General features: G+C 65.6%; 9 protein-coding genes. 1 reads left to right on the forward strand and 8 read right to left on the reverse strand.

All coding sequences use genetic code 11. From position 1 onward, the window contains the following. Positions 1-6 precede the first annotated feature (6 nt). The 8 genes from ACFY4A_RS22665 to eccD form a co-directional block, all read right to left on the reverse strand. Positions 7-342: a hypothetical protein gene (locus ACFY4A_RS22665; RefSeq protein WP_390831191.1), complete on the reverse strand. Its 336-nt coding sequence runs from the start codon at positions 340-342 to the stop codon at positions 7-9. Positions 343-347: 5 nt separating this feature from the next. Beyond that, the gene (locus ACFY4A_RS22670) at positions 348-860 is read right to left on the reverse strand and encodes a YbaB/EbfC family nucleoid-associated protein (protein ID WP_390831192.1); all 513 of its coding nucleotides are present in this window, start codon (positions 858-860) and stop codon (positions 348-350) included. Between the two features lie 5 nt (positions 861-865). Then, positions 866-3,547: an AAWKG family protein gene (locus ACFY4A_RS22675; RefSeq protein WP_390831193.1), complete on the reverse strand. Its 2,682-nt coding sequence runs from the start codon at positions 3,545-3,547 to the stop codon at positions 866-868. Between the two features lie 93 nt (positions 3,548-3,640). Then, complete coding sequence (locus ACFY4A_RS22680; protein WP_390831194.1) at positions 3,641-4,114, reverse strand: type VII secretion system-associated protein; 474 nt, start codon at positions 4,112-4,114, stop codon at positions 3,641-3,643. Positions 4,115-4,252: 138 nt separating this feature from the next. After that, on the reverse strand, positions 4,253-4,570 hold the full coding sequence (locus tag ACFY4A_RS22685; RefSeq protein ID WP_390726937.1) for a WXG100 family type VII secretion target: 318 nt from the start codon (positions 4,568-4,570) through the stop codon (positions 4,253-4,255). A 58-nt stretch (positions 4,571-4,628) separates the two neighbouring features. Then, positions 4,629-4,973: a hypothetical protein gene (locus ACFY4A_RS22690; RefSeq protein ID WP_390831195.1), complete on the reverse strand. Its 345-nt coding sequence runs from the start codon at positions 4,971-4,973 to the stop codon at positions 4,629-4,631. 174 nt (positions 4,974-5,147) lie between these two features. Continuing rightward, positions 5,148-6,611 (reverse strand): type VII secretion protein EccB, encoded by a 1,464-nt coding sequence (gene eccB, locus ACFY4A_RS22695; RefSeq protein ID WP_390831196.1) that lies wholly within the window; start codon positions 6,609-6,611, stop codon positions 5,148-5,150. Between the two features lie 44 nt (positions 6,612-6,655). Continuing rightward, positions 6,656-8,056: a type VII secretion integral membrane protein EccD gene (gene eccD / locus ACFY4A_RS22700; protein ID WP_390831197.1), complete on the reverse strand. Its 1,401-nt coding sequence runs from the start codon at positions 8,054-8,056 to the stop codon at positions 6,656-6,658. A 258-nt stretch (positions 8,057-8,314) separates the two neighbouring features. Here eccD and eccCa point away from each other — a divergent pair, with 258 nt between their 5' ends. Next, a complete protein-coding gene (gene eccCa, locus ACFY4A_RS22705) occupies positions 8,315-12,256 on the forward strand; it encodes a type VII secretion protein EccCa (protein ID WP_390831198.1) in 3,942 nt (1,313 codons plus the stop codon). Positions 12,257-12,262: the final 6 nt, after the last annotated feature.

Here is a 12,262-nt window from a genome sequence, read left to right on the forward strand (position 1 = left end):
GAGGAGTCAGTGCCTTCCGTTCCTGGAGGCCGAGTTGTCGATGGCCTCAAAGGCGTCGTTCTGGGCGCCCTGGATGATGTTGCCGTTCAGGTTCAGCGCCCTGGCCATGGCGGCGATGGCGTCCATCAACGCCGCGCCCGTCTCCTCGGTGCCCTTGCGCTCCTTATCGTCCCGCGGGCCCAACTCCCTTGCCATCGCGTCGTCCTTGCCCACCCAGCCGGCGGTCCTGGCAGCATCGTCGTGGAATTCGCGCACACTGTTGTGCACGATGTCCATGATCTGCTCTTGGATTCTCGCCGCTCTTTGAATGTCCCCGGGGCTCGCCGAGAAGACGTCTCCCACAGCTCCTACTCCTCCCCGTCCTCATGAATCTCGTCCCGCAAAGATTCACGGCCCTTCCTGGCAGACGGGCCCGCCGGCTCTTCCAGCACCCCGGGCCCGAAGATGTCGCCCCAGTCGATGTCGAAGCCCTCCATGTGCGGCATGCCCAGACGTGGTTCGGTGAAAGGTTGCATCGTCCGCACTACATGCCGTGACATCGCGTCACGTGCCTGTGACGCGGCTTCCAGCACGGACGCGCTGAGCTCGGTCGGGCTCATCGTGCGGTACTTGTTGTCGAGGAACCTCAGGTCGACCAGTTGCCCCTGAGAACCCACAGTGGCTTCCACCGATCGGTCGCGGGACCGAACCACGCGGGTTGCTGCGCGTAGTTCCTCCTTGGCATTGGCCAAGCCAGTCGTCAGGGTGTCCAGTTCGGCGAGTGTTTCGGCCAGACGCCGGCTGATGGACTCCGTGAAGGGGTGCGCCGCGGCGGTCGCGTCGAACTCTTCCTCAGCGTCCGTCGCATCGTCCTTCTCCATCCTGTTCATCCGATCACCGCCGGAGTTCCGCCTTCCTCAGTGCCCCACACGTCTTCTTCCTCGTCCACCCAGTTGGTGCGCTGCCGTTCTCCGCTCTCCGTGGACTGGCCGCCCTGCATGCCGCCCATCGGAGCGCCTCCCATGGGGGAGCTGGTGGTCTGGGCACCGCTCTGCCGGAACGGCATGGTCTCGCCATCGACGGCCGATGCCACGGAGCCGTTTCGCCGCAACGCGGAGAGGTTGTTCGAATCGTTCAGTACGGTACGCACACGTTCCCCGTTTGCCCCGCCCGCTCCTGCGCCACCTGCCCCTGCGCCGAATCCGGGGTTGAGAGGTGTGCCGCCCGGCGGTGCCGTCGAGGTGTTGGTTCCGGACGTGGTGTACCCACCCGTATTTCCGCCCAGCGTACCTCCTGTGAAAGGTGTGCTGTCGTAGTCCAGGTAGTCGGGCCCCGTATCGCTGTCGAGATACTCGTTCCCACCGCCGCTCAGGCCGTTGTTCAGCGGGGAGGTCCCGCCATGCGACAGGTTTGTCCCTCCGCTGGACACATGGGGTACGTCGATCGGCTTGTTCAGAGTGGTCGTTGTGTGGGTGCCATCCGGGTTCGTGGTCTGCAGGGTTCCGTTGGACGGGTTGAACACCGTCGTGGTGCCGTCCGGGTTCTGGGTGGTGAGGGTGCCGTCGGGGTTGAGCTGGACGTGGCCGCCGTCGGGGATCGTGACGGGATCCCCGGGGTTGAGTTGGGTGGTGGTGGTGTGCCCGTTCGGGTCGGTCGTCACGAGCTGTCCGGTGTCAGGGTTGTACACCGTCGTGGTGCCGTCCGGATGCGTCTGCACCAGGTTTCCGTCGCCGTCGAGACGGGGGTTGTCGGTGGTGAGCGAGCCGGGGTTGAGGTTGAGCGGAGACGTGTGGCCGGTGGAGTAGTTGCCGGTACTCGCGTTGGCGATCAGGGAAGCGGGGTTGTTGAGCGGCAGGGCGGTACCGAAGCCGGGGTTGAGGTTGAGCGGAGACGTGTGGCCGGTGGAGTAGTTGCCGGTACCCGCGTTGGCGATCAGGGAAGCGGGGTTGTTGAGCGGCAGGGTGGTACCGGTGCCGAGGTTCGACGTGTCCTTGATCACGTCGCCCAGGCCGGTACTCAACGGTGATGTCACACCGCTTCCACCGCCGTCGAGTTTCAGGCCGGCGCCGGAGTTGAGGCTCTTCGTGAAACTGTCGCCGAGTCCGCTCAGGCTGCTGTTGAGCTGCTTCTGATTGTTGTTGGAGTCAGCGAGGTTGTTGTTGAGGTTGTCGAAGAGGCTCTTGTTGTTCTTGTTGGAGTCGGAAAGGTTGTCATTGAGGCTCTGCCACGCTTCCTGATTTTTTTTGTTAGCGTCATTCAGAGACTTTTCGGCAGCCTCTTTCTTGCTATTCGTCTCCTTTTTTTCATAGTCCTGCGAAAGGCTTGTCTGGCTTTTTGTGGTGACTTCTACACCCAGGCTCTCGGAAACCGTGTTCCATCCTGCTCCGAGCCTGGACAAGGACTGCCGTGCGGCTTCGACGAGATAACCGTCGACATTGTTGTTCCAGCGCGTGACCGCCCGTTCACCAATCACTTTCCATGCATTGATGTCATCGAGCGCACCGAAGCCCGGGTTGTCGGTGAAGCCAGGCGCGGTGCCGAAAGTGGCGTCGTAATTATGCACGGATAGATCTTCATCGTTATCCGCGCCGTCTTGATAGACGTTGTTGGTATAGTCTGGCTCAGTTACCAGAACGTATGGAACATTGTTCTGTATGATCCAGCGGCTGAGCTCGTCCAGCTCTTCGAGGAGAGCTCGGTAGGGGTCGTGTTCTCCGGAGTTGGCCCAGTTAGCCCACGCGGACTCCATGACTTTCGCCTCGAAGTGCAGGTCCCACTGAGCCTGGAAGAGCATGTCAGCGTAGATCGATGAGGGGACGTGGCTGCCGAGCATGACATGGCCAGAACTATAATCGGCGCCCCCCATTTGATCGACATAGTTCTCATAGTTCGTGTGCAGCGTATTGATAAGGCTTCGCATCACGTCAGCGGATTCGCCTTTCCATGCCGCTTTATCACCGCCTAGATCCTCATTCCACTTGGCCAGTATCTTCATCTGGTCCTTGAAGAATCTGGCCGTCCGGTCGAAGGATTCTGCCGCCCGGTCGAAGGAGTGCAGATCTACGGCATCGGCGTCAGCCACACTGACGCCGCCGAAGGAGAAATGCGTTGTCTTGTGATCCTGCACCAACGCGTTGAAAACCGACTTCGGCGCTGATACATACCGCCAGAGATCATTGTCGTCCCATTCCTCACCGTCCTTGCCCTTGGCAGTGCCTCCGTCTCTCGTCGCCCCGCCGTCCAGCAGATGACTCATGCCGTCGTCGCCCATTATGGGCCTGATGAAGGTGATGTCCGCTGTGAAGAGTCTGACATCGTCCGAACCATGGTGCGTATAAAAGGCAAGCCGATAGTCCTCACCGTGGGAGGCATGCCATCCGGAAACAGCGGAGAAGTCGTCCTTGTTGACGGACCGGTTCTTATGTTCGACGAGGTGTACTCGCATGAGCGGAATCCCGTCCTTACTCTTCAGCTTGTCGAAGAGCGCTTTGCGGCTCGGCATGGAGTAACCGGTGTAGAGGCTTACAGCCTGGGCCCAGTAGTCATCGGCATCGGCCTGAGCAGCCATGGGCAAACTCCACTGTGAGGGGGCGGGATGGTGAGGACGGGAAGGCAGGCGCCAGAAGGCCTGTGCGTCGTCGGCCTGCACAGGCCACGGGCCTTAGACGTCGGTCGTGGTCTTACTGTCGGAGGTCGGGCTCATGTCGTGGTCGACATCCTGGAAGATGTCGAGCAGTTTCTGGGCGTCGATCTCAGTGATGTTGTCGCTCTGCGTGGCCCCCATGAGCTTTAGGGTCTGCCTGAAATCTCTGTCGATGTCCCTGAAAAGGCGCTGCTGTTGTTCCAGGATTCCGTCGAGGGACTTGGCCGACTTGGTAGTGGATTCGATGAGGTTCTTGCCATGTGTGAGATCGTCATTGACCATCGGCCCGAGTGCCAGAAATTGATTCTGCTGCAGCGTTTCGGGTGTGGTGGTGCCGTCGATCAGACTCTTGAGGGCCCTGCCCGGGGGACGGCCGTCTGCTGAATCACTCTTGTCCCTGCGGATGTTCTCCGTCTGTGTGACGAAGTCCTTGAGCTCCGTTTCGATGAACGTCTGCAGCGACTTGCCGTCGAGATGCGTCAGATTACCCATGAGGCCTCCAGGGAGAGCGGGTCGGGCGGGCACTGGACCGGCCCGGGCCCGCCACGACAGGTTGGTGCCGTGCACCGCACGCGGACTGGACGGGGCCGCTCTGGCCGATCGGTCAGCCGGCCCCGTGGACGTGCAAGGTCAGCCGATGACCTTCACGTCGGACCACATCTGGTTCAGCGACCGTTCGGTGTACTGATAGTTGCCTGACACCTCTGTGAGGAGATTGGCGTTTTTGACCAGCAGCTTGTTCATCGCGTCGACGGCATTGTTCCAATCCGTCTGCTTGCTCTGGTACATGTCCTTGTCCTGACCGTTCCACTTCTCCATCAGCGACCCAAGTTCCATGTTGAGGTCGACGAGCGTCTGATGGATCGCCTTGGTCTGGTGGATCATGTCGTCGGCCGCGTTCTCCATGTGGTCATAGGAGACAAAGATCTCGCCGTCTGTGAAACTCATGGTGGCCTCGTCGTTTCTCGATGTAAGTCAGTGTGCGGACGGGTGGGCTGTGCTGCGCTCAGGCCTTGCCCATCAGCTCGCTGAACAGGTCGTTCGACTGCTGGTAGGCGTTGTTGATGGCCTCGTTCGACGAACCCTGGTCCTTGTTCATCGCCGACAGTGTCGTATTGAGGCTGTCGATCACCTCTCGCAGACCCCGCAGGATGCTGTTGGCGTGCCCCTCCCAGGTCTCGATGAGATCCTGGAACCTTGCGCCGTCCTGGCCCTTGTATCCCGAGCTCAGGTTGTGCCTCATCGCCTCGACGTCCTGGCGGGACCTCAGGATCCCCGTGAACGCGGACTCCAGGGCCTGGATGCCATTGCGTGTCGCCTGCTCATCTCCTGTACGGATATTGCCAGCCATACTCAGCCCTTCTTCAGCTTCTTCGATGGGTGTCCGCCGGCTCACCCGGCACTTGACGCGTGTGGGGGATGTGTGCGCGGACAGCAACACCGGACTCTCCTCATACGTTACCGGCAACGTGTGTCGTCCAGGTGCCTTTCACATGTGGCCGATGCCCACGTCTTCGGCTTCCGGCTATCCGCGCTGCCCGCAATGTGTCGACGTCGTGGCCGGCCGTGCCGCGCCAGTGGCCACATCCGGGTCCAGGTCCGGTCCGGTGGGGAGCATCGACAGTAGCGGGGAAGGTAGGGACGTCACTTGGCTCTCGCTGTAGCCGAGCGCGCCGAGGGCCTTGGCCGTCGGGATGCGGTACTTGGTGCCGCTGTCGTCCACCAGGTAGGTCGTCGTGCCCATGGCGGTGCCGCCGGCCCCCAGGGCGCGAACCAGTGCCCCGCGTCCCGGGCGCACCATCACGGCGTCCACGGTGAGACAGGCCTGTTCGGCGTCCGTCGACGGCTGGGCCACGGGGGTCAGGGCATTCGTCGGTGCGAGCAGGGTGGTGACTTTCGTGCCGTCGCCGCCGGGTTCGACGCCCACGCACGCGGACATGTCCGAGGAGACGAGAGCTGCTTTCGGCGGCGCCGTGGGAAGACCCTCCGCAACCGGGGAGCGGCCCTCCGCGCCCGGTGCCAGGTGCTGCTTCAACGCGTCGGCGCCTAGGGGCAGCGCACGCGGCGTCCGGCCGCCGTAGGCCTTGTTCCGGGTCTGGGGGTCGCCGAGGGCGAGCGCGGCCTGCGTGGACGTCAGCGGCACGAGGCCGTCATCGCGCAGAAGGTAGTACGGGTGTTCATCGGAGCCGGGCACCTGGGCCTGGAAGACTTGCCCCGTTGTGCTCGCGGTACCGTCCAGCGACGGGCCCGCCGCGCCGCGGCCGGGGACGTCGGGCGCCACCAGGTCCGGGCCGGCGACCAGGGCGTCGAGGAAAGCCGCGGAGACCGGGCGGGGAGTCACGGAGCCGTAGCCGAGGGACACGGCCGCGCCGGACTTCTCGTCCAGGCGGAGCCGACTGCCCTGCCAGAGCAAGTACGTGGCATGGGTGGGCCCTTCGACCACGAGGCCCTGTTCCGAGCCCGGGGCGGTGCTCTCCACGGGTGCGCCGACCACCAGCGTGGTGCGTGCGTCCGCCGCCTTGGCGCCGGTGGTGGAGCAGACCAGCCACGCGTTCCGGTCCAGGTTGCTCGCCGACGGCACCGACTCGGGAGCGCCCGGGATGCCGATGGGCAGGCCCACAAGGGTCCCCTGGAGCGAGGCAGTGGCCACGGTGGAGGTGGCGAGATCACTGCCCGCGATCAGGCGGGCGGAGGCGTAGTTGCGCACCGGCCGGAGTCTGTCGCCGACATACATGTAACGAGCGCCGGTCTCCTTGTTGATGACGAGTGTCCCGTTCGTCTTCCACGAGGTCTTGCCGCCGGGCGAGATCAGTCCGAACACCACCGCCCCGGCGGAGATCAGCACCGCGATGAGGACACCGATGAAAACACCCCGGGTGGTCCGGCCCAGAGGTGTGTCAGGGGCGTCGGGCTCCGCGAGGAGCATGCCGGCGGTCAGCCGGGTCATGATGAAGCTGTGCGCCTGGACCTGGTCGCGCTTGGACTGCATGTCGGCCTACCTCGCGGGTCTCTTCGAATTCGGCATGGTCGCGCTCAGCCCGAGACGGCGCGCAGGTCGCCGAAGACACCGATGGCCCAGAGCATGAGCGGCAGCAGGCTGACGGCCAGCAGGGACTGCACCAGCTCGGCGGCCCGGCCCCAGTAGGGCAGCATCCGGCGCCCGGGAACGGTCCAGGTGGCCACAGCCAGTACGGCGGCCAGACCCAGCAGACCGGCGACCAACGCGGGCCGGTCGCCGGGGGTGAGGTAGCCGCCGGAGCCCACGAGGATCAGCGCCCCGCCCAGGCCGCCGGGCACGACCAGAACGAGGCGCTGCCACACGTTGACCATGCCCCGTCCGTGCAGCAGCAGGATCAAGGACAGGACGACGACGATCAGCACCTCTGGCAGGTTCGGGCGCCGCACCAGAGGGATCAGACAGCCTGCGGCGATGACACCGATCGAGCCGTACAGTGCGATCATCCAGCCACTGGCCAACTCCGTCCGTGTGGCCACCTCCTGGCTGTCGTAAGGGTCGATGCCCTCCTGGAGCTGCCGGGGGCTGGTCGGCAGCGGGGGCATCCGCATGCCGGCCAGCTTGAACGAGATGGCGGGGACGAACCCCCCAAGGATCACCAGGGACGCGGCGACCACACAGGCCGCCTTGTCCACCGGCACGTCGAAGACGCTCATCATCGCCCCGGAGCCGGCCGCAGCCACGCAGACCACGGCCGCGGAGAGGAAGAGCGGAGCGTAGACGGCGACGGAGGCGAGGGCGAGGACCGCACCGCCCGCTCCGGCCGCGCCGGCTGCCAGCAGGTGTGCACCCAGCACGTGGTAGGCGTTGGGTCCGGTGATCTCGCCGTCGGGCAGCAGACAGCCCGCGAGGGCCAGCGCCGGGGTCGCCATGACGCCGAGAACGGCCCCCGTGGCCGCGTCTCCGACCGCGCGGCTCGCCGTGGCGGCTCCGGCGAGCAGGAGCAGACCGGCGACGCCCGCCGTGACCACGCGCGGGACGACCGGGCCACCGGGCAAGGCGAGCATGCCGAGGCCGATGACGAGCACGCAGACGATGAAACCGCGCAGCAGTTGGCGGCTGGTGTCCGGGGTCCAGGCATGCAGCCGCACACGTGTGACATCCGCGATGCCCTCGACGAGGTCGTCGAGGCGCACTTCCGGCATGGTCTCGGCCCTCGGACGCAGGTGGAGTATCTCGCCGTCGTGGAGGTCGAGGGCTTCCAGGGTGGCCTCGTCGTCCAGGGCCGGGCCACCGAGGCGCTGAAGCACCCAGCCGCCGTGATCGAGTCCTTCCTCCTCCATGCCTTCCACGCAATACCTGAGCAGAGTGGGAAGCAGGTCGGCCACCGGCACATCTGCCGGCACAGCCAGATCGATCGTCCTGGAGGGTGCCCGGACGGTGAGGCGGCACAGGCTGGCCACCGAGGTGTCGCTCATGGTCGGCACATTCGCTTTCGCGGAAAGGTGATCAGGTTGGCCGGATGGAGAAGAGAGATCCCGGCCAACACATAGGTGTCTGAGCCGAGGATGGGTCCATCCGTCTATCGTGTGCAGGGTACCTCTGCTGCCGGGCTGGCTTCACAGCCCCTGCTTTCCACCACGGGCCCGGTGACACCTCACTGGTTGCTGCCCGAAGGAGCCGATTCGTTGAGTTCCGTGCTTTTTCGTCGTCCCGCGCGTCGTCGCGGTCCGGACATGCCTCAGGGGGAGTTGAACCTCCAGGAACCCCCTGTGCTCGCGGAGACGGTGCCTGACAACTCCGCGGTATGGACATACATGCCCATGGCGATGATGTCCGTCTCCATGATGCTGATCTTCCTGCGTCCGGGCGGGTCCAACGGTGTCTTCATCTATCTGTCGCTGGGCCTGATGGTGCTGGCTTCGGCCGCCATGATCATCGGCCAGTTCATGCGTCGCATCAGCGAACGCAAGCAGCGGCTGCGGGGAGAACGGCGAGACTATCTGAGGTATCTCGGACAGATCCGCAAGCAGACCCGACGGGCCGTGATGGAGCAGCAGTTCGCTCTCGCCTGGCGTCACCCGGAGCCGGCCGCGCTGCGCTCCATGGTGCGGACCACACGGCTGTGGGAACGCCGGGTGAAGGACGATGACTTCGCTGAGGTGCGGATCGCGGTCGGCGACCAGCAGCTGGCCATGAAGCTGACACCGTTGTCGACCAAACCCGTGGAAGATCTCGACCCGCTCTCCGCACACGCACTGCGTCGCTTCATACGTGCCTACAGCACGGTGCCCGACCAACCGGTGGCCGTCTATCTGCGCTCCTGGGCGAGGGTACTGATGCGCGGCGACGAGACGGCCAGACGCAATCTGGTACGTGCGATGGTGGCGCAACTCGCCGTCTTCCACGCCCCGGAGGACCTGTGGATCGTCGTGTGTGCCGCCGACGAGCACCGTGCCGACTGGGAGTGGGTGAAATGGCTGCCGCACGGCCAGCATCCCCATGAAGAGGACGGAGCGGGCCCGGCACGGATGGTGACATCCGCCTTCAGTGACCTGGAGGACCTGCTAGGGGCCGAGTTCGGCGAACGTCCCGCGTTCGCCCCGGAAGTACCCCCGGGGCGCGAGGAGCCGTACACGGTCGTCGTCCTGGACGGCGTGACCGTGCCCTCCGGGCACCGCATGGACGCCCAGGGCTTCCGCAACGCCGTCGTCCTCGACCTGGCCGACGCCCTGCAGTGGCGCCCCGGGCGCACGACTCTTCGCCTCGAAGTCCTGCCCGACCGGGTGAGTCTGGTACGCACCGACCGCACCCGCAGGGAACAGACGACCCTCCTCGGCCGGCCCGACGGCATGGGCCCGGCCGGAGCCGAGGCGTTGGCCCGGATGGTCGCTCCGTACCGTATGCGGCTCGCGGCCTCCGCCGCCGAACCGCTGGCCGCGGACATCGAACTGACCTCGCTGCTGGGCATCCCCGACCTGTACCGGCATGAACCGGCAACCTTGTGGCAGCGTGCCAACGGTGCGTCCCGGCTGCGCGTGCCCATCGCGGTGGGCAGCGACGGCCTGCCGGTCGAGCTGGACATCAAGGAGTCCGCGCAGGGCGGCATGGGGCCGCACGGCATGCTCATCGGCGCCACCGGATCCGGCAAGAGCGAGTTGCTGCGCACCCTCGTTCTGGGGCTGGCCCTGTCGAACTCCTCCGAGACGCTGAACTTCGTCCTGGTCGACTTCAAGGGCGGCGCCACGTTCCTCGGCCTGGACGAGCTGCCACACACCTCTGCTGTCATCACCAACCTCTCGGACGAGGTCGCGCTCGTCGCACGTATGCAGGACGCACTTCACGGCGAGCTGATCCGCCGCCAGGAACTGCTTCGAGCGGCCGGCAACTACTCCTCAGCTCTCGAGTACGAGAAGGCACGTGCCTCGGGAACCCCGCTGGCCCCTCTGCCCAGCCTCTTCGTCGTGGTTGACGAGTTCAGCGAACTCCTCTCCGCACACCGGGAGTTCATGGAACTGTTCGTGATGATCGGCCGGCTGGGCCGGTCGCTGGGTGTTCATCTGCTGCTCGCATCACAGCGTCTCGACGAGGGACGGATGCACCAGCTGGAGAGCCACCTGTCGTACCGGATCGGTCTGCGCACCTTCTCGGCGATGGAGAGTCGCGGTGTGCTGGGCGTGCCGGACGCCTACCAGCTGCCCTCGCAGCCTGGCAGTGGATACCTCAAGAGCGGTGTCGACGCGCTGACCCGCTTCCGGGCGGCCTATGTGTCGGGTGAGTACCGCAAGCGAGGTGGAGCGGTCGTACAGGCTAGGGTGGCCAGCCAGGTGGTGCCGTGGACATCGGGCTACGTGGTGCCGCGCACGGTCGCCCAGCCCGCGGTGCCGGAACCGGCCGCCGAGGAGGAGAAGGAGACGGGTGACAGCCTGCTGTCGGTGGCACTCGACCGGCTGCGGGACGCGGGGCCGGGAGCACACCAGGTATGGCTGCCCCCGCTCGATCTGCCCTCTTCTCTCGACGAACTCCTGCCGCAGCTCACGGTCGATCCGGAACGCGGGTTCACTGCGACGCGGTGGTCGGGCTCAGCTCGGCTGAAGGTGCCGGTCGGTCTGGTCGACAAGCCCTTCGAACAGCGCCGCGAGGCCCTTGTGGTGGATCTGTCCGGCGCGGAGGGCCATGTCGGTATAGCGGGCGGATCGCAGAGCGGGAAGTCAACGCTGCTGCGTACGCTCATCGCCTCGCTTGCGCTCACCCACACACCCCGCGAAGTGCAGTTCTACTGCCTCGACTTCGGCGGCGGAACGCTGTCCGGACTGGCCGGACTGCCGCACGTCGGCGGCGTCGCCTCGCGGCTGGACAGCGAGCGCATCAGCCGAACCGTGGCCGAGATCACGGCGGTGCTCAACCACCGCGAGCAGTTCTTCCTGGACCACAACATCGACTCGATGGCCACCTACCGGCGTCGCCGGGCGGCCGGCGAGTTCGCCGACGAGACTCACGGTGATGTCTTCCTCGTGGTCGACGGGTGGGCGACCCTGCGCCAGGACTTCGACAGCCTCGTGGCGACGTTCAACCAGTTCGCCACGCGAGGCCTGAACTACGGTGTGCACCTGATCGTCACCGCCTCCCGCTGGATGGAGATGACGACGCAGGTCCGCGACCAGATCGCCACCCGGCTGGAACTGAAGCTCGGCGACAACATGGACTCGGTCATCGACGTGCGCCGGGCGGCGCTCGTGCCGCGCATCGCAGGGCGCGGTCTTACGGTCGACGGCAAGCTGCACTTCCTGTCGGCGCTGCCCCGGATCGACGGCAGCGGTTCGGCCGACGACCTCACTGACGGCGTCACCGACCTGGTCGAGCGGATCGCGAGCGCCTGGACCAAAGCCCCAGCGCCCGCCGTCCGGATGCTGCCGCACCGGCTGCCCAGCTCGGAGCTGCCGGCCGCCGAGACCACCGAGGGCCTGCGGATGCCGCTGGGCATCGACGAGGAGACCCTCTCTCCGGTGTGGCACGACTTCAGCCGCACCCCGCACCTGGTGGCCATCGGCGACACCGAGAGCGGGAAGACCAACCTGCTGAAGCTAGTGACTTCTGCGATCACCTCCCGATACACCCCGCAGGAGGCACGTATTCTCGTCGTCGACTACCGGCGGGAACTGGTGGAGGCCATACCCGAGGAATACCGCCTGGGTCATGCGGTCTCCCTGTCGGCGCTCCAGGAACTGATGAACGGTTCGCAGCGGGCGCTCAAGACACGTCTGCCGGGACCGGACATCAGCCCCTCCCGCATGAGGCAGGCGGACTGGTGGAGCGGTCCTCGGTTGTTCGTCCTGGTCGACGACTACGACATGCTGGGCGGCAGCAACGCCTTCGATCACCCCTTCGCGCCGCTCTTCGAGTTCCTGGCGCTCGGACACGAGGTCGGCCTGCACATCGTGGTCGCCCGCTCCGCCACCGGCGCCGGCCGCGGCTCCAGCGACCTGCTTCTGCGTCGTCTGGGAGAGGTCAACACACCGGGCATCCTGATGTCCTGCCCGCCGGCCGAGGGCTACGTCTTCGGCAACATCAAGCCCCGCAACCTACCACCGGGCAGAGCGCGATACATCGCCCGGAACAGGGCAACACTGCTGCAGACGGCGATGGTGGCCATGCCTCCGCAAGCGGCAGCGAACTAGCGTCTC

It is taken from the genome of Streptomyces sp. NPDC001292 (assembly GCF_042896465.1).
Taxonomy (GTDB): domain Bacteria; phylum Actinomycetota; class Actinomycetes; order Streptomycetales; family Streptomycetaceae; genus Streptomyces.

Coding starts and splice junctions, on each gene's coding strand:
- eccB (WP_390831196.1), bottom strand. CDS start 6,611: ATGCAGTCCAAGCGCGACCAGGTCCAGGCGCACAGCTTCATCATGACC.
- eccD (WP_390831197.1), bottom strand. CDS start 8,056: ATGAGCGACACCTCGGTGGCCAGCCTGTGCCGCCTCACCGTCCGGGCA.
- ACFY4A_RS22670 (WP_390831192.1), bottom strand. CDS start 860: ATGGAGAAGGACGATGCGACGGACGCTGAGGAAGAGTTCGACGCGACC.
- ACFY4A_RS22680 (WP_390831194.1), bottom strand. CDS start 4,114: ATGGGTAATCTGACGCATCTCGACGGCAAGTCGCTGCAGACGTTCATC.
- ACFY4A_RS22685 (WP_390726937.1), bottom strand. CDS start 4,570: ATGAGTTTCACAGACGGCGAGATCTTTGTCTCCTATGACCACATGGAG.
- ACFY4A_RS22690 (WP_390831195.1), bottom strand. CDS start 4,973: ATGGCTGGCAATATCCGTACAGGAGATGAGCAGGCGACACGCAATGGC.
- eccCa (WP_390831198.1), top strand. CDS start 8,315: ATGCCTCAGGGGGAGTTGAACCTCCAGGAACCCCCTGTGCTCGCGGAG.
- ACFY4A_RS22675 (WP_390831193.1), bottom strand. CDS start 3,547: ATGGCTGCTCAGGCCGATGCCGATGACTACTGGGCCCAGGCTGTAAGC.